The sequence below is a fragment of the Pseudodesulfovibrio sp. JC047 genome, assembly GCF_010468615.1.
GTDB lineage: Bacteria > Desulfobacterota > Desulfovibrionia > Desulfovibrionales > Desulfovibrionaceae > Pseudodesulfovibrio.
On the sequence record NZ_WUEH01000007.1, the window covers coordinates 141110 to 161765 of the forward strand.

19 protein-coding genes and 1 CRISPR repeat array are annotated in these 20656 nt (G+C 51.2%); of the genes, 9 read left to right on the forward strand and 10 right to left on the reverse strand.

Features of this window, described 5'->3' with window-relative positions; translation table 11 throughout:
* Positions 1 to 81: 81 nt before the first annotated feature.
* The 7 genes from cas3 to cas2 all read left to right on the forward strand — a co-directional run bounded on the left by cas3 (position 82) and on the right by cas2 (position 8023).
* Positions 82 to 2250 carry a CRISPR-associated helicase Cas3' gene (gene cas3 / locus GO013_RS06515; protein ID WP_163809368.1) on the forward strand — a complete coding sequence of 723 codons (2169 nt, stop codon included), beginning with the start codon at positions 82 to 84 and terminating at the stop codon, positions 2248 to 2250.
* 584 nt (positions 2251 to 2834) lie between these two features.
* Positions 2835 to 3491, forward strand: a complete 657-nt coding sequence (gene cas5c / locus GO013_RS06520) for a type I-C CRISPR-associated protein Cas5c (protein ID WP_163809369.1) — start codon at positions 2835 to 2837, stop codon at positions 3489 to 3491.
* Positions 3488 to 5203, forward strand: a complete 1716-nt coding sequence (gene cas8c / locus GO013_RS06525) for a type I-C CRISPR-associated protein Cas8c/Csd1 (RefSeq protein ID WP_163809371.1) — start codon at positions 3488 to 3490, stop codon at positions 5201 to 5203. Before cas5c ends, cas8c begins: the two co-directional genes overlap by 4 nt.
* A 3-nt stretch (positions 5204 to 5206) precedes the next feature.
* Positions 5207 to 6085 carry a type I-C CRISPR-associated protein Cas7/Csd2 gene (gene cas7c, locus GO013_RS06530; RefSeq protein WP_203529429.1) on the forward strand — a complete coding sequence of 293 codons (879 nt, stop codon included), beginning with the start codon at positions 5207 to 5209 and terminating at the stop codon, positions 6083 to 6085.
* A 2-nt stretch (positions 6086 to 6087) separates the two neighbouring features.
* Positions 6088 to 6699: a CRISPR-associated protein Cas4 gene (gene cas4, locus GO013_RS06535; protein WP_163809373.1), complete on the forward strand. Its 612-nt coding sequence runs from the start codon at positions 6088 to 6090 to the stop codon at positions 6697 to 6699.
* Positions 6696 to 7727, forward strand: coding sequence for a type I-C CRISPR-associated endonuclease Cas1c (gene cas1c / locus GO013_RS06540; protein ID WP_163809375.1), 1032 nt, complete (start codon positions 6696 to 6698; stop codon positions 7725 to 7727). Before cas4 ends, cas1c begins: the two co-directional genes overlap by 4 nt.
* A gap of 2 nt (positions 7728 to 7729) precedes the next feature.
* A complete protein-coding gene (gene cas2, locus GO013_RS06545; RefSeq protein ID WP_163809377.1) occupies positions 7730 to 8023 on the forward strand; it encodes a CRISPR-associated endonuclease Cas2 in 294 nt (97 codons plus the stop codon).
* Between the two features lie 174 nt (positions 8024 to 8197).
* Positions 8198 to 12336: direct repeats of the CRISPR family, unit length 32 nt; unit sequence GTCGCTCCCACCACGGGAGCGTGGATTGAAAC.
* Between the two features lie 73 nt (positions 12337 to 12409).
* Here cas2 and GO013_RS06550 read toward each other — a convergent pair.
* Positions 12410 to 13066 carry a response regulator transcription factor gene (locus tag GO013_RS06550; protein ID WP_163809378.1) on the reverse strand — a complete coding sequence of 219 codons (657 nt, stop codon included), beginning with the start codon at positions 13064 to 13066 and terminating at the stop codon, positions 12410 to 12412.
* Positions 13026 to 13259: a hypothetical protein gene (locus GO013_RS06555; RefSeq protein WP_163809381.1), complete on the reverse strand. Its 234-nt coding sequence runs from the start codon at positions 13257 to 13259 to the stop codon at positions 13026 to 13028. Before GO013_RS06555 ends, GO013_RS06550 begins: the two co-directional genes overlap by 41 nt.
* Before the next feature lie 260 nt (positions 13260 to 13519).
* On the opposite strand from GO013_RS06555, the gene GO013_RS06560 reads away from it, so the two are divergent.
* Entirely contained in the window at positions 13520 to 14494 is a 975-nt protein-coding gene (locus tag GO013_RS06560; protein WP_163809383.1) for an ABC transporter substrate-binding protein, read from the forward strand.
* Between the two features lie 42 nt (positions 14495 to 14536).
* On the forward strand, positions 14537 to 15841 hold the full coding sequence (locus tag GO013_RS17520; RefSeq protein WP_203529431.1) for an ATP-binding protein: 1305 nt from the start codon (positions 14537 to 14539) through the stop codon (positions 15839 to 15841).
* A gap of 222 nt (positions 15842 to 16063) precedes the next feature.
* Here GO013_RS17520 and GO013_RS06570 read toward each other — a convergent pair whose 3' ends face one another.
* The 8 genes from GO013_RS06570 to GO013_RS06600 form a co-directional block, all read right to left on the reverse strand.
* Entirely contained in the window at positions 16064 to 17242 is a 1179-nt protein-coding gene (locus GO013_RS06570; protein WP_163809387.1) for a tyrosine-type recombinase/integrase, read from the reverse strand.
* A gap of 65 nt (positions 17243 to 17307) precedes the next feature.
* Positions 17308 to 17433 (reverse strand): hypothetical protein, encoded by a 126-nt coding sequence (locus tag GO013_RS17385; RefSeq protein WP_275406331.1) that lies wholly within the window; start codon positions 17431 to 17433, stop codon positions 17308 to 17310.
* A 53-nt stretch (positions 17434 to 17486) separates the two neighbouring features.
* Positions 17487 to 18338: a tyrosine-type recombinase/integrase gene (locus tag GO013_RS17390; RefSeq protein ID WP_163809389.1), complete on the reverse strand. Its 852-nt coding sequence runs from the start codon at positions 18336 to 18338 to the stop codon at positions 17487 to 17489.
* Positions 18339 to 18454: 116 nt separating this feature from the next.
* Positions 18455 to 18652, reverse strand: a complete 198-nt coding sequence (locus GO013_RS06580) for a hypothetical protein (RefSeq protein ID WP_163809392.1) — start codon at positions 18650 to 18652, stop codon at positions 18455 to 18457.
* Positions 18653 to 18679: 27 nt separating this feature from the next.
* Positions 18680 to 19105 (reverse strand): hypothetical protein, encoded by a 426-nt coding sequence (locus GO013_RS06585; protein WP_163809393.1) that lies wholly within the window; start codon positions 19103 to 19105, stop codon positions 18680 to 18682.
* 21 nt (positions 19106 to 19126) lie between these two features.
* The gene (locus GO013_RS06590) at positions 19127 to 19336 is read right to left on the reverse strand and encodes a hypothetical protein (RefSeq protein ID WP_163809396.1); all 210 of its coding nucleotides are present in this window, start codon (positions 19334 to 19336) and stop codon (positions 19127 to 19129) included.
* Between the two features lie 139 nt (positions 19337 to 19475).
* Positions 19476 to 19955, reverse strand: a complete 480-nt coding sequence (locus GO013_RS06595) for a methyltransferase domain-containing protein (protein ID WP_163809398.1) — start codon at positions 19953 to 19955, stop codon at positions 19476 to 19478.
* Positions 19956 to 19980: 25 nt separating this feature from the next.
* Positions 19981 to 20532: a hypothetical protein gene (locus tag GO013_RS06600; protein WP_163809400.1), complete on the reverse strand. Its 552-nt coding sequence runs from the start codon at positions 20530 to 20532 to the stop codon at positions 19981 to 19983.
* Positions 20533 to 20656: the final 124 nt, after the last annotated feature.

The window sequence follows — 20656 nt, forward strand, 5'->3', positions numbered from 1 at the left end:
TAGGAGTTTATCGTTGCTCTTACGTTATGGGAGTGTCTATGCTATTCGATTTTAGCAGCAACGAATAATACAGGATTTGCTATGCACTATTACGCTCATACGAAAGAGGATTCAGGGCCGGAAACGTGGCAGTCGTTGGATGACCATTTGCAGAATGTGGCCCGGCTGACAGCACAGCGATGTCGGCCATTCAACGCGGAGGAATGGGGGCGTCTGATCGGGGCGACGCATGATATCGGGAAGAAAAATCCACTGTTTCAAAAACGGTTGACCGGCGAAAATCGTGATCACGCCGATCACAAGGGGGCCGGAGCCTCGTTGATGGCATCTCGAAAAAGCCAGTTCGGGCATATCGCCGCGTTGTGTATTGGCGGACACCATGGTGGCCTACCGGACTATCATGGCAATGAAAACGGCCGTTCCTTAAAGAAGTGTATGAAAGAGGGCTATCACCTCTCCGACGATGAGATTGGTGATGCCGCTGACTTTGAGGACCCGACATTGCCTTTTGTGCCAAGGTCTTCTTTTGAATGTGCCTTTTTCACGCGGATGCTGTTTTCCGCGCTGGTGGATGCGGATTTTCTGGATACCGAAGCCTTCATGGATGCGAAGCAAAGCGGTTGGCGAAAACCGGGACCGTCATTGGCGGAACTTGCCGAGGCCCTGGATCGTCGATTGGCGTCCTTTGACCATAACGGGAGGATCAATGCGCTGCGGGCCGAGATCCTGGCCCATTGTCGGGCCAAGGCCAGCCTCGAACCGGGATTATTCACCCTGACGGTTCCCACGGGGGGCGGCAAGACATTGACCTCCATGGCCTTTGCCTTGGATCACGCCCGTATTCATCATAAACGGCGAGTGATCTACGTGGTGCCGTATACCTCGATCATCGAGCAGAATGCGCGGGTTTTTCGCGATATTTTCCCTGCCAATACCGTGATTGAACATCAGAGCACATTTGATGGGGAGACCATTTTTGATCGGGAGGACAATGCGCAGGAATCTTCGGAGAGCAGGCGGCATCGGTTGGCATGTGAGAATTGGGATTCACCTGTGGTTGTGACCACCAATGTGCAGTTCTTCGAATCGCTGTTTGCGTCCAAGACCTCGAAATGCCGCAAGCTGCATAATTTGTCAGACGCCGTGATCGTGCTTGATGAAGTGCAGATGTTGCCTGTCGAATTCATGACCCCGTGCTTGCGGGCCATTGAAGAGCTGGCCTCGCACTACGGGGCGAGCGTTGTCCTGTGTACCGCGACGCAACCCGCCTTGCGCAAGGAGGATTTTGCGGTCGGGCTGTCTGGTTTGACCGAAGAGCGGGAACTCGCACCCGACCCGAAGCGGATGCACGAGGCCTTCAGGCGTACCACGTTGCATAAATGTGGAGAAGTGGCACTGGATGCGGTCGCGGCCATGGTTCGGGAGCGGGAGCAGGTGTTGTGTATTGTCAATACCCGGGGCCGGGCCGCCGAGCTGTTCGATATGGTCCGGGGTGAACCGGGGGCGTTGCACTTGAGTGCGGTGATGTGTCCAGCCCATCGTTCTCGGCGGCTGAATGACATTCGTGCCGCATTGGCTGCCGGGGAATCATGTCGGGTTGTGAGCACACAGCTTGTGGAAGCGGGAGTGGATGTCTCATTTCCCGAAGTGATCCGGGAGATCGCGGGGCTGGATTCCATCACCCAGGCCGCTGGCCGGTGCAATCGGGAAGGGGAAAGCGACGAGCTGGCCCCGGTGCATGTCTTTCAACCAACCGAGGGATTGCCGCAGGTTTTCAAGAGTCAGGCCCATCATACGGAAACGGTCCTTCGACAGTACAAGGACGCGTTTTCACCGGATGCAATGCTTCTGTATTTCAGCTATCATTATTGGTTGCAGCAGGATCTGTTCGACAAAAAACATATTATGAAACTTTTGAGTAATGACGAGGGTGAATGGAAATTCAAGCAGGCGGCACAGGATTTCCGTTTGATCGATAGCCCCATGGTGCCAATCATCATTCCCTATGATGAACGCGCTGAAGAGCTGGTTCGTTCGCTTCATTATGTCGAATCTCCGGGGGCCATCCAGCGAGAGCTGCAACAGTATACGGTGCAGATATATACCCATCAATTGGAGGCTCTTGATGCGATCGGAGCGGTGGAGTTTGTGGCTGACACTTATGCAGTGCTCAGTCGGCAGGAATTGTATGACGACCAGCTTGGCCTGACCTTCCCCAAGGCGGCCCAGCCGGAAGATTTTTTGGCGTAAGTAAAGTTGACCTAAAAAAAATATTGGTGCAAGTTTAGTTTATGAAGAGGTTGGTGTGGATTGAAACACTAGGTTGAATGATTTTAGAATGTCGCTGACCTCTTCATATTTTGATGACTTGACAAGGTCTTCTATTTGCGTTATCGTAAAATAAATAAATTAAAATTTAAAAAAAAGAGGTATTCACTAGTATGAAAGATTTAAGAATAGACCTTGAAGGTCGGTTGAACACAGTCGGTGAGCGTATCAAAATGAGTTTTTCATTCGACATGGACGGTCAAAAGAGCCCATCTGGCTTCATGAAAATCATGATGTCGATGTTTTGGATTTTGGGTGATTTGATCAAACCTAATCCTGCGTGGTGTATTATTTTGTTTTTTTTATTCATTGTCGTTTTAGTTTTCAAATTGGTTTAAATCTGACGTGATACGAAATTCGTAAGTAAATTGTCTTTGTTTTCATAACGCGTTAAAGGAAATATGTTTTTTGAATCGAATGTGTGACAGCAATTCGACGGTGTCCCCGAGGCGGTTCGGCCGGAAGATTTTTTGGCGTAGTCATCTATAAACACGGAGGTGTGATTCGTGTCTGGAATACAACTGAGGGTTTGGGGTGAATATGCGTGTTTCACGCGCCCCGAAATGAAAGTGGAGCGCGTCAGCTATGATGTCATGACGCCCTCGGCGGCCCGGGGCATCCTGGAGGCGATCTATTGGAAACCCGCGATTCGGTGGGTCATTGATCGAATTCATGTCATGAAGCCGGTTCGGTTTGACAACATTCGTCGAAACGAAGTGTCTACCGTGGTGCCGCTCAGTGGGAAAGCTGGCGTGAATGCGGCCATGAAAGGCGGGACCAATCCGGTTCGCCTGTTCGTGGAAGAGTGTCGCCAGCAACGGGCGGCCATGGTGCTGCGGGATGTCGAGTACGTCATCGAGGCGCATTTCGAATACACGTCTGCCGAGGACCGCAATGACGGCAAGCATTTGGACATGTTCAATCGGCGGGCCAAAAAAGGACAGTGCTTTCATCGGCCATATCTTGGCTGTCGGGAGTTTGCCGCGTTTTTCGAGCCTGTCTCGGGTGCGATCCCCGTATCGCCATTGGCTCGGGATACCGCGCGCGATCTTGGCTGGATGCTGTATGACATCAACTATGCGGCGGATATGACACCATTCTTTTTCCGCCCGACGTTGGAAAACGGCATTGTCGATTGTCGGAAAGGCGGGGTGACCGCATGATCCTGTACGCATTGTCTCAATACTATCAACGATTGTTGGACGACTCGGAAGCCACTGTCTCGGACTATGGCTTTGGCCGGCAGGGCGTGCATTTCTGCCTGTCCATTTCGCCGGAAGGCGACTTGATGGGCCGTCCTCTAGATTTGCGTGATGAAAAGGGGCGGGCAAAGAAAATCGAAGTGCCGGGTCCTATGCTGAGAGCCGCTGGCGTTGCTTCCAATTTTGCCTGGGATAATACCGGCTACGTGCTCGGTGCAGATGCCAAAGGAAAGCCGGAGCGCACGGCGGAAACCCATGCCGCGTTCAAGAGCTTGGTCAAAACCGTCTTGGACGGGGTGGACGACATCGGTGCGAAGGCGTTGGTGGCCTTCCTTGAAAAATGGGACCCGGCGCAGGCAGAGACCCTGCCAGACTGGGAAGAAATGATCGGGTGGAATATCGTGTTCATGCTCGATGGCGAACCTGGATATCTGCACGACCGGCCCGCTTTTCGCGAGGCGTGGGTGCGCCATTTGGCTGCGGATACGAGCAAGCCGACCGGGATGTGTCTGGTCACTGGCGAGACAGGCAACATTGCGTTGACGCATCCCAAAATCAAAGGGGTTCCCGGTTCGCAAATGGCCGGAGCGTCACTTGTTTCATTCAATATTGATTCGGCTGAATCCTTTGGGAAGAAACAGAGTTTGAACGCGCCGGTGTCGGACCATGCCGCGTTCGCGTACACCACGGCATTGAATTACCTGCTGGAGGCGGACAACGGTCACAAGGTGCAGCTCGGTGAGACAACCATTGTGTTCTGGTCGGATGGTGCTGACGAGGCCGAAAAACTGTTTGGTTGCGGCATTGGTGCCAAGCGGGCTGACGATGAAACGTTGGTGACCCGGTTGGAATTGTATCTGTCCGCACTTGTTCAAGGACAGTTCCCGGATGCCTTGGGTTCCGCAGAAACGCCATTTTACGTCCTCGGGATTTCGCCCAATGCGGCGCGGCTGTCCGTGCGGTTCTGGTTGGTCGGAACCGTGGGCAGCATGGCGGAGAATTTGGGCGCGCATTATCGGGCCTTGGCTATCAAACCCCGGTTCGACACGGATTTCGCCCATCCGTCACCATGGCAGTTATTGCGGGAACTGGCCCCGCAACGAGATGGAAAGAACATTTCGCCATTACTTTCCGGGCAGTTTGTCCGGGCCATAACCCTTGGTCAGCCGTATCCACAGACCATCTTGACCGCTGCGCTTGGGCGTATTCGGATTGACAAGGAAATGAATTATCTGCGGGCGGCACTCATCAAGGCTTTTCTTGTTCGCAACAGGAATCAGGAGATTCATATGACACTTGATACGACAAATACGGATATCGGATATCGGTTCGGCAGGCTGTTTGCCATTGTGGAGCGGATTCAGGAATTAGCCATCAAGAATGCGAATGCCACAGTTCGCGATCGCTTTTTTGCCTCGGCAATGGCCACCCCCGGCCGGACGTTCCCTGTCATTCTGAAAAATGCTCAACACGGGTTGGCAAAGATTCGAAAGGATTCCAAGGGAATGGCCATTAATTTGGAAAAACAGATTCAGGAAATCGTGGGCGGTTTGGATTCGACCGTTGGTTTCCCGTCGTCTCTGTCCTCGGAAAAACAGGGCCTGTTCATTATTGGTTACTATCAGCAGCGACAGGATTTTTTTACAAAAAAAGATGAAAAATTGGAGGATTAGATCATGACAGCTCTCTCGAATCGCTATGAATTCGTCTACCTTTTCGACGTGGAAAACGGCAACCCCAATGGCGACCCGGACGCTGGCAACACCCCGCGTATCGATCCGGAAACCGGGCATGGTCTGGTCACGGATGTCTGCCTGAAACGAAAGATTCGGAATTATGTGGATATCGCGAAATCCGGTGCAGAAGGGTACAATATCTACGTGGCGGAAAAAGGGGTGTTGTCCCTGACCCGTCAGCCTGCCTATGACACGGAAGAGGTCAAGAATCTCAAGAAGAAAGAGGACAAAGTGGCGGCGGCCCGACAGTGGATGTGCCGGAATTTCTTTGATGTCCGGACCTTTGGCGCGGTCATGTCCACCACGCTGAATAATTGTGGGCAGGTCCGTGGTCCGGTGCAGTTGACCTTTGCCAAGAGCATTGAGCCGATCATTCCATCCGAAGTGGCCATCACCCGTATGGCCGTGGAGACGGAAAAGGAAGCCAAGGCGCAGGACGGGGACAATCGCACCATGGGCCGCAAACATATCGTGCCATATGCCTTGTATCGTGCCGAAGGGTTCATTTCCGCACATTTGGCGGACGGCGACAAGGGCACCGGCTTTTCTGACAAGGATGTCGAGTTGTTGTGGCAGGCTCTGGCAAATATGTTCGATCACGATCACTCCGCAGCGCGTGGCAAGATGAGTGCGCGCGGCCTGATTGTGTTCAAGCATCGGGACGCCCTTGGCAACGCTCCGGCACATAAATTATTCGATGCCGTGTCAGTCTCACGGACTGGCGACGGGTCCGGCCCGGCCAGAGCCTTTGGTGATTATGCGGTTGCCGTGGATGAAGCCGGTCTCCCGGACGGCGTTGACGTGGACGTGAAGTTCTAGCCATGCCGAATACCCTGCCTCTTTCCGCATTGCAGCATTATATGTACTGCCCACGGCAGTGCGCGCTGATTCATGTGGAAAAAGTCTGGGTGGAAAACAGGTTCACGGCTGAAGGACGATTGTTGCACCTCCGCGCCGATTCCGGGGTTCCCGGTCGGCGCGGAGGCATTGCCGAAGACCGGGCTGTCCCGCTTCGGAGCGATCGGCTGGGCCTGTACGGGATCGCCGATGTGGTGGAGATGCGACCGAATTCGACCGGGCAGGACGTTCCCTATCCTGTCGAATACAAACGCGGTCAGCCCAAGGTCGATGCCTGTGATCGGGTGCAGGTGTGTGCGCAGGCCATGTGTTTGGAAGAAATGCTTGGCGTGCGCATTGAGCAGGGGGCGATTTTTTATGGAAAACCGCGTCGGCGCGAGATCGTGCTTTTGGACACGGACCTGCGGGAACTGGTTGAGCGCATATGTGCGGATATCCATGTCATGGTCGAGGAAAGGCGCGTCCCGGATGCCGAGTATGGCCCGGCGTGTCGAGGCTGTTCGTTGAAAAGTGAGTGTATGCCGAAGACCACGAAACGGGTTGCGCAGTATATAAAGAAGTATCTGGAATCATGAAGAAACTTTTGAATACATTGTATGTCTCTTCACAGGGCAGTTACCTATCGAAAGACGGTGAATGTGTCGTGGTGCGGAGTGAGGACGGTCAGAAAAAACGGTTCCCGATCCATGTCCTTGACGGTGTGGTGTGCTTTGGCAATGTCCTGTGCAGTCCGTTTTTGCTGGGCCATTGTGCGGATAAAGGCGTTGCGGTTTCGTTCCTGACGGAATGGGGGCGATTTCTGGCCAGTGTCCGAGGGCCGCAAAGTGGTAATGTGCTGTTGCGACGAGCGCAATATCGCATGGCGGATGACTGCGAGAGTTCGGCAGAGATTGCCCGTGCCTGCATCATCGGAAAGATCGTGAATTCTCGGGCCGTGCTACGTCGATGCGTGCGGGACCATGGAGATCGGATTGATCGGGAGGCTCTTTCAGCCACCGTTGGGGTTTTGGATGATTGTACCCGTCGATTGCAGACACCACTTTTGTTGGATGAAGCGCGTGGTATGGAAGGGCAGGCCGCCAACGCCTATTTTTCCGTGTTTTCCCAGATGATTTTGCAAAATCGGGATGTGTTTACATTTACGGGTCGAAATCGCCGTCCTCCGGTGGATATCGTCAACTGCCTGTTGTCGTTCGTGTATACACTCTTGGCGCACGATATTCGGTCCGCGCTCGAAGCGGTCGGGCTTGATCCGCAGGTGGGGTTTTTGCATCGGGATAGACCAGGCCGTCCCGGGTTGGCCTTGGATATGATGGAAGAATTCCGAGCTGTTTTGGCCGATCGGTTGGTGTTGTCGCTGTTGAATCGTGGCGAAGTGCGAGAAAGGGGATTTGTCCGCAAGGAAAGCGGAGCGGTGTTCATGGATGATGAGACGCGAAAGGTGGTGCTGACAGGGTGGCAGAAGCGTAAACAGTCAGAGGTGACGCATCCGTTTCTCAAGGAAAAAATGGCGTTCGGACTGGTTTTTCATGTGCAGGCGAAACTCTTGGCGCGGTGCATTCGTCATGATTTGGATGGATATCCACCTTTTTTCTGGAAGTGAGTATGCTTGTTTTGGTGAGTTATGATGTGAGTTTCGAGGATTCCGGCGGTCAGAAACGGCTCCGGCGGATAGCGAAAATTTGCGAGAATTTTGGCCAACGGGTTCAATATTCGGTTTTCGAATGCGTGGTTGATCCGGCGCAATGGGCACAACTTCGACACCGCTTGCTCGAAGCGTACAAGGAAGATGCTGATAGCCTCCGTTTTTATTTTTTGGGAAAAAACTGGCAACGTCGGGTGGAACATCACGGTGCCGGGGATACCTATGATCCTGAAACGGATACGCTTATCGTGTAGTGCGAACCCCAAGCGGTCGGCAAAATCCCGGCTGATTCGCGTTTTTAATAGACAAATAAAATCAAGCTGTTATGTTTTTTATGTGCGCCTCAAAGAGGGGCTTTAGCTTTTCTTCAAGAGGTTCGCAAATTTCGGGTCATATCTCCAGACACCAAGGGGCTTGCGTGACCCACAGTCGCTCCCACCACGGGAGCGTGGATTGAAACAATTTCCTCCAGACCGACGCGTCCATCAACCCCGGTCGCTCCCACCACGGGAGCGTGGATTGAAACGCCATCAATATTTTGAGCGGATGCGTCAGGACACGTCGCTCCCACCACGGGAGCGTGGATTGAAACAATTTTGCCGATGGGGCGACGATGGCCCGTTTAGTCGCTCCCACCACGGGAGCGTGGATTGAAACCAACAATCCACACTCAAGTGACAAGAAGCGGCACGTCGCTCCCACCACGGGAGCGTGGATTGAAACATCTTTTTGGACTCATTGGCCAGTCCAAAACGGAGTCGCTCCCACCACGGGAGCGTGGATTGAAACCGACTCCCCCATGGTCCTCAGTTTCACAAGGCCAGTCGCTCCCACCACGGGAGCGTGGATTGAAACGGATCTGACAGAATAAAGGAGCGTATGATATGAGGTCGCTCCCACCACGGGAGCGTGGATTGAAACTGTACCAGTCCAGTATGTCTGTGTTGACATGGCGAAGTCGCTCCCACCACGGGAGCGTGGATTGAAACTCGACAGGCTGTTAAAGGCTGACGAGCTTGAAGAGTCGCTCCCACCACGGGAGCGTGGATTGAAACATCAAGTGACCGGACATAAACATCACTCCCCTGAGTCGCTCCCACCACGGGAGCGTGGATTGAAACTATTTAGGAGGTTGCAATAAATGGCAATACGTCCAGTCGCTCCCACCACGGGAGCGTGGATTGAAACTTATCTCATTCTGTGTGACAAGGATTCGATGATTTGTCGCTCCCACCACGGGAGCGTGGATTGAAACGACCAGTGGACGGACTGTCAATGAGGAGCTGGACGCGTCGCTCCCACCACGGGAGCGTGGATTGAAACAAGGTCACGGATCATTACAGTGACCGTGTTGCTGTGTCGCTCCCACCACGGGAGCGTGGATTGAAACAAGTTCATCACCGGCCAATGCTCCCGAAGGAACTGTCGCTCCCACCACGGGAGCGTGGATTGAAACCAGACCGAGATACAGGTCCACGCCATTGACTTTGGTCGCTCCCACCACGGGAGCGTGGATTGAAACCTCTTTGACTCCTGTTCTTTTTTGTACTTCTTTGGTCGCTCCCACCACGGGAGCGTGGATTGAAACTTTATACGTCATAAACTCGCCAACATCGTCGCCAGTCGCTCCCACCACGGGAGCGTGGATTGAAACTGGGGCACCGTTATTATGCGGAGGAACTTTCCTCGTCGCTCCCACCACGGGAGCGTGGATTGAAACTGCACCGCCGAGACGTAGGGCAAGGGATCAACCAGGTCGCTCCCACCACGGGAGCGTGGATTGAAACGTTCCCGCTTGAGGGGGTCCCCTCCTGCGAGTTCGTCGCTCCCACCACGGGAGCGTGGATTGAAACCGTACCGATGATCTTGCCAACACAAACGTATTTCGTCGCTCCCACCACGGGAGCGTGGATTGAAACACTATCTGCACGATGAGTGCGGCTACAAGGTCAGGTCGCTCCCACCACGGGAGCGTGGATTGAAACTTTAATCGATTCGAAACAGAGTTTGACATAGATCAGTCGCTCCCACCACGGGAGCGTGGATTGAAACGTCAGCAAAACGGCAACGGGTGTGTTGTACCTTGGTCGCTCCCACCACGGGAGCGTGGATTGAAACAAATATCTTACGGCCTTCATATTTACCAGACACGAGTCGCTCCCACCACGGGAGCGTGGATTGAAACGTGTAGCTCGTCCTCAATCGGCTGGTAGTATGTGGTCGCTCCCACCACGGGAGCGTGGATTGAAACAATGCGGCCACATTTACGGCCACTCAATTGATTTGTCGCTCCCACCACGGGAGCGTGGATTGAAACACCTTTTGCTTTGGCGATTACACGTCTAAGGTCTGTCGCTCCCACCACGGGAGCGTGGATTGAAACTTGTGTAAGGTTTAAAGCTAACGCTAGTCCTGCGGTCGCTCCCACCACGGGAGCGTGGATTGAAACTGTGAAAAATCTGATATATCGTACTGTTCAGACCAGTCGCTCCCACCACGGGAGCGTGGATTGAAACTCCTGTCGGTTAACAACGAACTCAGCATAAGGAGTCGCTCCCACCACGGGAGCGTGGATTGAAACCACCTGCCCAAGTTTCCCGCATCACCACTGAGTTGGTCGCTCCCACCACGGGAGCGTGGATTGAAACAAAAAGTTTTGAGTGTAAATGTTGTGTATCGACAGTCGCTCCCACCACGGGAGCGTGGATTGAAACAAGGGACTGTCTCGTAATATCATGTCTATCAAGGGTCGCTCCCACCACGGGAGCGTGGATTGAAACCGCCGAGTTGGCCGTTGTCCCCCTGAAATTGTTCGTCGCTCCCACCACGGGAGCGTGGATTGAAACTTTGCCAAATGCGGGTTATTTTCAACCCACTTCAGTCGCTCCCACCACGGGAGCGTGGATTGAAACCCGGATTTTTGAGGAAGTCCAGGGTCATGCTCATGTCGCTCCCACCACGGGAGCGTGGATTGAAACCATGATCCTCATAGTGTTGCCTCAACCTATGATTGTCGCTCCCACCACGGGAGCGTGGATTGAAACATACGCACCGGAGACATGGCAGCCGTGCGGCCAGGTCGCTCCCACCACGGGAGCGTGGATTGAAACGGAGACAATAACCTTACCGCCCCACTCAGGAACGTCGCTCCCACCACGGGAGCGTGGATTGAAACAAGCGGGTGGTATCCATCGGGCCACTTAATAACCGTCGCTCCCACCACGGGAGCGTGGATTGAAACAATTCGTACCAACACACGGACTTCATCAGGGATAGCGTCGCTCCCACCACGGGAGCGTGGATTGAAACTCTAGTCCTCTGGCAGGTACATCTTTGCAATGTAGTCGCTCCCACCACGGGAGCGTGGATTGAAACAAGGCCTAGGTCGAGGCCTCCGAATCCTGTAAAAGTCGCTCCCACCACGGGAGCGTGGATTGAAACCACACAACGTGGCCGTAAATCACCAAAATTGACCCGTCGCTCCCACCACGGGAGCGTGGATTGAAACAGTGGCAGAACCGTATGTTTGTGAAAAGGGATTAGTCGCTCCCACCACGGGAGCGTGGATTGAAACAAGTTCTTCAAAAGTACTGTCAGACATAGTATTTGTCGCTCCCACCACGGGAGCGTGGATTGAAACCAAGAAGTTATTGAGATTAACCCCGTGACTGGCGTCGCTCCCACCACGGGAGCGTGGATTGAAACAATTACTGGCTAGAGCGGAAGATGAGAGACCTGAGTCGCTCCCACCACGGGAGCGTGGATTGAAACAAATACAGTAGCCATCAGTCCTCCTTTTTATTCAGTCGCTCCCACCACGGGAGCGTGGATTGAAACAAGCGTATCTAGCAGTTCAATAGTCTGCTTTGCTGTCGCTCCCACCACGGGAGCGTGGATTGAAACCTTCAAGATAGCGCGTTTAAGAGCTTCCGGTACGGTCGCTCCCACCACGGGAGCGTGGATTGAAACCGGGTCGGGTTATCCTCAACGCTCCAGGAATATGGTCGCTCCCACCACGGGAGCGTGGATTGAAACTGTGTCGCGTGGCTCGATTTCCGGAACAAACGGCAGTCGCTCCCACCACGGGAGCGTGGATTGAAACTCTTAAGCAATCTAACTTTACTTTTTAACAATCCGTCGCTCCCACCACGGGAGCGTGGATTGAAACCCTAAAACGGCACTAAATGCAAAGCGTGTTGTTAGTCGCTCCCACCACGGGAGCGTGGATTGAAACATCTCCTCGCACAGTTCGCGCAGACGGGTGTAGTGTCGCTCCCACCACGGGAGCGTGGATTGAAACTTGATACTAACGTGACCCTTCAATGCTCCTTCGAAGGTCGCTCCCACCACGGGAGCGTGGATTGAAACAAGCCCTCCCTTGTCAGGGTCATAACCGTTGCCTGTCGCTCCCACCACGGGAGCGTGGATTGAAACAACCCCAAGGTCATCGCCAAGCTGGGCAAGCTCGGGTCGCTCCCACCACGGGAGCGTGGATTGAAACTCGATCGTCGGACGGCAGGGAAGCCATGATATCAGTCGCTCCCACCACGGGAGCGACTGGGTGAATGCGTTCTCTGTGTTCAGCGAACGGAAGAAATAGGCATTTTTGTGAGAGAGAAGAGAGAGATGGCTTTCGGTGTCTATTCGTTGGACTGTCTCTTTTCAAGAAGTTTGATGAGTTCATAGGTGTCTGAAACATCTAACTTCCTGAAAATATTTGTTTTATGCTTTTGAATGGTCTTGGTCGATACGAATAAACTGTTGGCCAAAGCCAGATTCTTTGTTGTTCCTTCCAATATGAGGTCAACGAGTTCACACTCTCTGGGAGTGAGAGCGGCGAGTTCTTCTTCGCGGTCATACTGTCGTCCACCATATAAATAACCACGAATAACTTCACTCGTGACCTCGGGGCTGAGGTAGCTTTGGCCATCAAGAATACAGTTGATTGCCCGCAGTATCTCACTTCCTTCCTCTGATTTGAGCAGATAGCCGTGACCGCCGGCCTTTAATGCGGAATATACGAAAGAACTGGAACCATGCGCTGTGACGATCAGAATACGAAGATGTGGACGAAGCGTCAGTGCCGCTTCTATGATTTGAATTCCACCGGAATTCGGCATTGAAAGATCGAGCAGAAGTAAGTCCGGTTGTTTTATTGCTATAAGATTAAGGGCTTCTTCGCCGTTCGTTGCCTCGCCGACGACATGTAAACCGTCCTGAGACTCGATAAGTTGCCGAAGCCCTTCCCGAACCAAACTATGATCGTCGGCAATTAATATCCTTTTTGGAGTCTGCATAGCCACACTTACCCGTCAAAATTTCCAATGGAGTTGAATCGTTAGTTTTATTGACCAACTGATGCAACTTCATAAGCCATTCATCGTAGGTTTTGCAATCATATATATGGAGGGCTTCTTTTTCGGAAATTTTACCGTTTTCAAGTTGCTCCAATAACCACGCATAGACAACATCTTCTTTGACACTCACCATTCCAACCTCCTTTTCCTCTTATTTATGCAAATATGGGATGCCTTGCCATGGGGTGGACTTCCACTTGTTTGGTAGGGTGGACTCTACTCTTTGAAAAACATTTGGTAGGGGAAGAGACGCGCTTTTGCGGGATGTCTTATGAATACGAGCGTCATCGACCCTACCATGTGAAAAAATAACCATAATTTATACTCTTGCATCTATGAGTGCTTTTCTATATTCACACATCTGTACATTTGACAAAACCATGGAGATGTCACATGAAACGTATTCTTCTACTCGTCCTGTCCTGTATCCTTCTTACCGCAACATATGCTTTGGCTGGCCAAACTGAATTGACTTTTTCGTCTGGAGCCGGACCCATGGCAGGGGCTTTGAATATTGCGCGTATTCAAGGCTATATGGCTGAAAATGGGATTGATGGGAAAATTCATTCATATAAAAACGGAAAACAGAGTTTTGACAAATATTTGGCTGGAATTGATGATTTTGGTACCTGTAGTATCATTCCCATCGTTCTGACTGATTTTGATACGACGCAACATCGTCTGGTCGGGACGTTGAGCTATACGGATAATCAGACGAAGGTGCTTGTGAGAAAAAGTGCCGGGATACAGACTGTTGCTGATTTGAAAGGAAAGACTATCGCAACAGTGAATGCGACGACCGCGCATTTTTATATTTCAAAGTTCTTGGAAATCAATGGAGTGTCCTGCGATGATGTCAAAATCGTTTTTTTGACGAAAAAGGCGATGCCAGAGGCCATTGCAACCAGGCAAGTTGACGCGCTGTGTATGCATGGAATGCCTATTGAGAATGCCAAGAAACTTTTGGGAGATGACTGGGCAATTTTCGAGGATGGCACCATTCTGCGCAAATACGTGGTCATGGTTACCTCAACCAAAATGGTGACGGAAACTCCGGATACGCTTAAAGGCGTCCTGCGTGCCGTGCTCAAGGCGGACGACTTTCTTAAAAAAAATATTGATACGAGCATCAGCATTTTGGCCAAGGATAAAAGGTATCCGCTTGCGGTCATGGATGAAACGGTTCGTCATGAAATGGATTACGACCTCAGTATTCGGCAATCCTTGTTACTGATGTTGGAAGATGTGGAAAAATGGGCCATCGAGAATCAGTTGGTTTCCAGGAAGACACCACGCAACTATCTTGAGTTGATTGCCTTTGAGCCACTCGAAGCAATTGCTCCGAACAAAGTCACCCTGATTCATTAATCGATGACTCTTAAAAGCCGCATAATAGCTCTTTTTTTCAGTGTGGCGGTATTTAGTGCCGCCACATTGATAGGCATGATGTATGTGGATTCCAGCATTGAAAAGGCCATGGATTCGAGTCAGGAGGCGTATCAGCTCGTCAATGAAGTCGCGTCATTGAATCGTTTGGCAACGGAAATGAACAAGGCAGGTATTGTCCGTATCAAGCAGCAATGGAAAATGAAGATTGATTCATTGCACACAGCCATAAAGAAGCATCCTGCAGAACCACAGATTCTTTCGAAAATGTTGCATCAGGTACAGCAACTGGATGTGACCTTTACCAAAATGCTGGCCATGTATGAAAAAGAGGTCGCATCAGATTTTTCCGGGAATTTTACGCAAGCCAGATTTTATCGACTTAATCATATTTCCATACTGCTGAAGTCCTTGGCTTCATTGGTCAATGAAATAGCTGTCAAAAATTATGACAGGGTTCGTGTGCTGCAACAGAATCGGGATTATTTTTTGGGAGCCGTTGGTTTGGCCTGGTTTTTTGCTTTGGCCTTTTGGTCATACACGTTATGGATCGGAATTATGATTCCCATGCGAAAACTTTTGAAATCAATCGATGTTGTTTCAAAAGGGGATTTGAGTTGCAGGGTTTTGATTGATGATGGAGAGAATGAAATTAATAATCTCATGCGGTCTTTCAATGGAATGCTGGATCGATTGCAAGATCTGACGGTTTCGCGAAAGGCGCTTTTGGATGCCACAGAACAGGAGCGTTCACGGATTGGGCGCGAATTGCATGAGGGAATTTGTCAGACTTTGACGGCCGTTCGGTTGAAACTGTCGAATTTGGAAATTTCTCCGTTGAATTTTGAGCAAATTCAAGAAGTTTCCGCATGTCTTTCACAAACATCGAAAGAAATTCGGTTGATCGTGAAGGAGCTTCGGCCAGCGATGTTGGATGAATTGGGGTTGGTTTCAACGCTCAATTGGTTTGCCAAAGAGAATAAGGATCGGATTATCACAAAGTTGTATGTGAATGTACCGGAGACGGTTATTCCGGCCCGGCTTCGGACGCCGATTTTCCGAATTGTTCAAGAGGCGACCAGTAATGCCATACGCCACGGAGAGGCTGACACCATTCATATTCAGATGAATTGTACCCGTGACATTTTGGATGTGACGATAGAGGATAATGGAAAAGGATTTGATCCAACACGTCACTATGTCGGGAATGGTTTGATCACGATTCGGGAGCGGGTTGAAGCGGAAAGGGGAGAGTTCTTCCTCGACACAACAAAGGGCCGGGGCTGCTTCATGTCAGCTTCCTTCCCGTTAAATCTGTCTGATGGATGATTTTTTAAAAGGATAAAAGCGTGTCAGAAAGTTGGTTTGAGTCAACGTCCGAAGTGTCTGACTTTGCGATTACATCGGTTTGTTCCTTTAAAAAGAACACAACCCGTCCCACCATACAGGCAGGACGGGTTTCTCATTTCTGGTACCTGGGGCGGGATTTGAACCCGGTACAATCGTTGGTATCATTAAGTTTGCAGGGGTGTTGATAAACAAGTGATAAACTTAGTGAGTTTTGTCACCTTGGTTCAAAACGATAATTTTCCCTTTTTTCTTCTCTGAAAGTTGCCGGGCTTTGGCGTAAATATTGCGTGATGGAGTAGCTTCTTTTTGCATGTAGCGTTCAAAGGCTTTGTTGGTTCCATGCATGGTTCCAGACTCGCGTAATTCATCACGCGAAAAGTGTTCGCTTAGGGCTGTTGTCGTTGAATGGCGAGTGCCACCGTATAGGTCTACTCCAACAATGCCGAGATTTTTGCAGGCCCTTTTCCACCAATCGTAAAAGATGTTTTTGCTTACCTGTTTTCCTCGACACCTGGCAGGGACTCCACGCCCGGATTCATTCCTGAAAAAATGAAGATGGGGCAGCCCTTGAGGGAATGAGTTGTATAACTCTATGTCCTCTTCCAGCATTGGAACGATTTTTGGTTTCTTTTCTTTGGTGGTATCAGGACGGCAGATTATGAAACCGTTCACGTTAATATCGGCCTCTCGAAGCTCTCGTATCTCATTCGGACGAATTGCAACATATGTTGCCAACCACTTAATACCTATCCAAACTCGACGGGGGGCTATGCGTTCTATCTCATCGATAATGGCGGACTGGGTATTTGTGTCTATGATCTCGCGCCATCCAAGCGTGTATTTGATTTCCGGCATCTGAGGTGCCGGGAAGCCCTCACGTTTTTCAACCCATTTGAAAAATTGGTTGAGAGCGGCGAGCGTGTTTGCCTTGGTTTTGTCTCCGCAGTCTAGGGAGAGGGCAAAGTCCTCGATGTCTCCATAAGAGATCATATTGACGTCTTTATCTAACCAAGCGCGTTCTGCTTTGCCTATGTAGTTTTCAAGGCTTCGCATATACGACCTAGAGACACCGGATTGTTTTTTGACGGCAAGCCATTTGGCGGACTGGTTTGAAAAGGAAAGGGGGCGTGCTTTGGCATACTTGCGGGGGTCGAAAGATCCTTCGGCTGTTTCATAGCGTAGGCCGTTCAGGAATTGTCGGGCAAGGTCGTAGTTTTTGAATCGCTTGGTAACTTCTTTCCCAAAGCGCACCACAAGTTGCCGCTCGCTCGCTCTGATTTCAGGGTGTTCCTGGCAAAACATACCATTTCGATTCTGGTCATGTTTGAAAATGGCATGACACACCGGACACCGTTCACTGGTGTAGATATTCCCCTTCATACACACGTCTCCTAAGTGAGAGTATGTACGGATAGGGGCGGGGTGTGTCAAATTTGGGTGCATAATTATTGGGGTTGATAGTCTTGACAGTTGGTGATTTTTTTCCCTTGTTTGTCGAAATATTGATCCCGTGGAGCGGCATCGGTCTGGCTGATGTAGTGGTCTGCCTTGCAGGTGGTTGCGTCCAGCATGTAGACCGACACCTCCCATTTATTTGGTTTGTTTATGCAATTATCGCAGAGGCTCAAATCGTTACCTTGTTAACTTCTTTGGCCAGTCTTCCAGGGGTGACGTGGGTATAAATTTGTGTGGTATTTACGTTGGAATGAGTCAATAAATTCGACAAGGTGAAGATGTCACCGCCGACACCGACGTATGCCGAAGCGAACGAGTGCCGAAGATGGTGCAAATGTAGGTGCGGATACCCGCCTTTGATAAGCTCTTGCTTTACCCAATGAGTAACGCTGTCTGGATTTTTCCACCGGGGGAATACCTTTTCCATGTGCCCGTAAAACATGCGTTGTTCGATCAACACGTCGTAAAACAACTGGCTGATTGGCATAACCATATCGCGGTGGACCTTGGAAACGTGAACGCGGTACTGGCGTTGCTCCATGTCGATGTCGGACCATTTGAGATTTAGTAATTCGCAGCGACGGCGACCTGTCGCGTAGAAGGCCGTCATAAGCATACGCTTGTCAAAGTCTTCGATTCCAGCCAGTACCGCGCCTATTTTGTCCATTGGGATGAAAAGGGGGGGAGCCTTGTGGATGCGGGGCGGTTGTACTTCGGCAAATGGGTTGCTTTCAACGTACTCCCACAATTTGGCCACGGCGAACGCCTTATGCAAATGACGATAATGGTTGGTCGTGCTTGTGGCCTTAAGTCCAGACTTTGAACAGCGCGACATGAATGTGTCGCCATCGCGTGGTCTGACGCGTTGCATAGGTGTCCGGTGTCCATCGGGGAGGTGAGCGGTGAACTTGCGCAAAGCCAAGTCGTCAGCGGTTGCTGTCGAGTTTGCAACAGTTCCTTCACGATGGTTAATGTATTCAGTGTGAAATTCGCCCACGGTGATTTTCCTTTTTTCGGTCATTTGACAATCCTTTTCCCCGGATTGTGTTTTGTGTATGATAAGTAGGTCGGGGTGGTCCCGGCACAACTCACGACGAAGCCCTGGTCCCTGAACCGGGGTTTTGTGTGTGAGTTTTTTTATGCGTTGTATGTTTTGTTCATATTCTGCGACTTTTCGAATTCAATGCCCTGCTCGGCAAGTTCCTTCATCATCTCCATGGCTTTCAATTGCTGCCTATTGGAAATGAGGCAGAAGCCTGCACAGATGACAATCCCCAAAAGAATGAAGGCGAACGTACCCAGCAGTCCCCAAATCGGATCAACGAAATCAGTCATTATTGCCTCGGACGGTTGTATTCGTGGTTATGTCCCGAAACGCTGAATTTCCATGACTCTTGATCTTAGAAAATCGCGTTCCACTTTCAGATTGCTGGTGAAATCTGCCGACTTCATTCCCCACACCTGTTTCGTTGCCCGATCAGGTCCGCAAAGGACAACGCCCCACCCACCCCAATCATGGTCTTCGCACTCGTCGTAGAGGGAAGCGGGAAGCATGTAGTATCGTTGATCACCAAGGCCACCCTCGGAACGGAAAGGCTTTTTCTTGTCGGCAAGAAGATCGCTTTTGGAAACCTTGCACTCCACCACGATGGTTTCATGCGCTGTGAATCCAATTGCGTCCGGGAATTCATTGATTACTTGGCCACCACGTTCGGCAAAAACAGGGTTGCACTTCTTTGCAAGGCGGAGCCAATCTTTGGCTTTCTTGACTACTTGGGCGTGTGTCATGTCAGATTTTCTCATGTAGGTTTAGATTTGCTCGCCGTTGCCGTCGAAAGTGTTCCAGTAAACAGCGCCGTTTTCGTCTACGGTTGCCGAAACAGTCAGACCGCAATCTGGACAGGAGAAGTCGTCGCCGTCGTATACGTCTTCCGTTATGGCTATGGTTTCCCCGCATGCGTCGCAGTTCGCGTAGAACTTGACCGGGGCGTCCATCACGTTTTCTTTTGTGAATCCCATGGTGTCTCCTTATGCTGAGAACTTGGTTGATTGCGCGGGCTGGGCGTCACTCCAGCTAAGAGGTCAGTTTGGTTAGGACGGAGACCGTGCCGCCCATAGCGTGTCCACTTTCCACGCCGCCGCGCAAAATTACAGATTCTCAGACCGTCTTGTAGAAGACGATCCAGTGAGTTTTCAGGTTCACGGTTGTCGTGTGGCCACATATCGGACGGGCCGGGAAAAGCGGCCGCAACTCAGCCAGTTTGATTTGGGTTTCGTTCCATTTGAAAATGAGGGTGCCGCCCGTCTTGAGGACTCGCCAGCACTCAGCGAAACCTTTCTGGATATCATCCTTCCAGTTGTCGCGGTCGAGGCGTCCGTATTTCGCCTTCATCCACGAATTGTCACCGGCACGGACAAGGTGGGGCGGGTCGAAGATCACGAGGTTGAACGCCTCGTCTTCAAACGACATGTCCCGGAAGTCTTCAATGGTGTCAGGCGACACAGTAAAGGAGCGACCATCGCAAAGCGTGTGCTCTTCCTTTCGGATGTCAGTGAACAGCACTTCCGGGTTCTGCTTGTCGAAGTGAAACATTCGGCCGCCACAACAGGCATCGAGTATGTGCTTTGATTCATTCATGGTCATAGTCCTGCTGATACGTGTATTATCCGCGACAAATGACGCGCTTGGTGCCGGGGTGCCAAGACATCGGGCCGTGTGCTTTGAGCACCTTGTTGAGTTCGTCCACGGCCTTTTGAATGGTGTCGTCAAGTTCCCCGTCTTCCGGCAGGTCATCACACCAAAAATCGGAATCAAGTTGGCTAGGATATACGGGATCACAGAGGACAAGACGGACACTTTCAGGGCGGCATCCATGGTCCTGACACCAATCAAAAAAACTACCGTCATCCCAAAAGTATTCGTCGCCACCATGAATGCAGACAGGGGCTTTGCCGTCCCACTCCACCAGAGGCATTTCTGCCCATCGCTTTGCGGCCGCTTTTTCTGAGCAGTCATTGCATCTGATGTACCCTTTAGGGACGATGGCACCGCATTCACATGTGCGGTGTGTGCATCCTGCATAGCGGGCCATGTGTTCGTCTTTTCCCCAAAAGCGTCTGGTGCGTCCGTCTTTGCTCCACCAACCTTTAAGGGTGCGTTCCTCATAAACAGCGGAGTCGTCGGACTCGTACATTTTTACTTGTTCTTCGTTCATGGTTTATTCCTCGTTGTCAGAGAATTTTGAATCATCGGATTTCTTCGATGTAACTTTCGATGAACGCTTGCGCTTGGGCGGCAACGATTGCATTGCCATAGCCGCGCAGTCGTCCCATATGGTC

Excerpts from the sequence above, each read along its gene's own strand:
- GO013_RS06585 (WP_163809393.1), bottom strand. The coding sequence starts at position 19,105 with ATGACACACGCCCAAGTAGTCAAGAAAGCCAAAGATTGGCTCCGCCTT.
- cas4 (WP_163809373.1), top strand. The coding sequence starts at position 6,088 with ATGCCGAATACCCTGCCTCTTTCCGCATTGCAGCATTATATGTACTGC.
- cas2 (WP_163809377.1), top strand. The coding sequence starts at position 7,730 with ATGCTTGTTTTGGTGAGTTATGATGTGAGTTTCGAGGATTCCGGCGGT.
- GO013_RS06595 (WP_163809398.1), bottom strand. The coding sequence starts at position 19,955 with ATGAATGAATCAAAGCACATACTCGATGCCTGTTGTGGCGGCCGAATG.
- GO013_RS06555 (WP_163809381.1), bottom strand. The coding sequence starts at position 13,259 with ATGGTGAGTGTCAAAGAAGATGTTGTCTATGCGTGGTTATTGGAGCAA.
- cas1c (WP_163809375.1), top strand. The coding sequence starts at position 6,696 with ATGAAGAAACTTTTGAATACATTGTATGTCTCTTCACAGGGCAGTTAC.
- cas7c (WP_203529429.1), top strand. The coding sequence starts at position 5,207 with ATGACAGCTCTCTCGAATCGCTATGAATTCGTCTACCTTTTCGACGTG.
- GO013_RS06590 (WP_163809396.1), bottom strand. The coding sequence starts at position 19,336 with ATGGGATTCACAAAAGAAAACGTGATGGACGCCCCGGTCAAGTTCTAC.
- GO013_RS06600 (WP_163809400.1), bottom strand. The coding sequence starts at position 20,532 with ATGAACGAAGAACAAGTAAAAATGTACGAGTCCGACGACTCCGCTGTT.
- cas8c (WP_163809371.1), top strand. The coding sequence starts at position 3,488 with ATGATCCTGTACGCATTGTCTCAATACTATCAACGATTGTTGGACGAC.
- GO013_RS06550 (WP_163809378.1), bottom strand. The coding sequence starts at position 13,066 with ATGCAGACTCCAAAAAGGATATTAATTGCCGACGATCATAGTTTGGTT.
- cas3 (WP_163809368.1), top strand. The coding sequence starts at position 82 with ATGCACTATTACGCTCATACGAAAGAGGATTCAGGGCCGGAAACGTGG.
- GO013_RS06570 (WP_163809387.1), bottom strand. The coding sequence starts at position 17,242 with ATGAAGGGGAATATCTACACCAGTGAACGGTGTCCGGTGTGTCATGCC.
- GO013_RS06560 (WP_163809383.1), top strand. The coding sequence starts at position 13,520 with ATGAAACGTATTCTTCTACTCGTCCTGTCCTGTATCCTTCTTACCGCA.
- GO013_RS17390 (WP_163809389.1), bottom strand. The coding sequence starts at position 18,338 with ATGACCGAAAAAAGGAAAATCACCGTGGGCGAATTTCACACTGAATAC.
- GO013_RS17385 (WP_275406331.1), bottom strand. The coding sequence starts at position 17,433 with ATGCTGGACGCAACCACCTGCAAGGCAGACCACTACATCAGCCAGACC.
- GO013_RS06580 (WP_163809392.1), bottom strand. The coding sequence starts at position 18,652 with ATGACTGATTTCGTTGATCCGATTTGGGGACTGCTGGGTACGTTCGCC.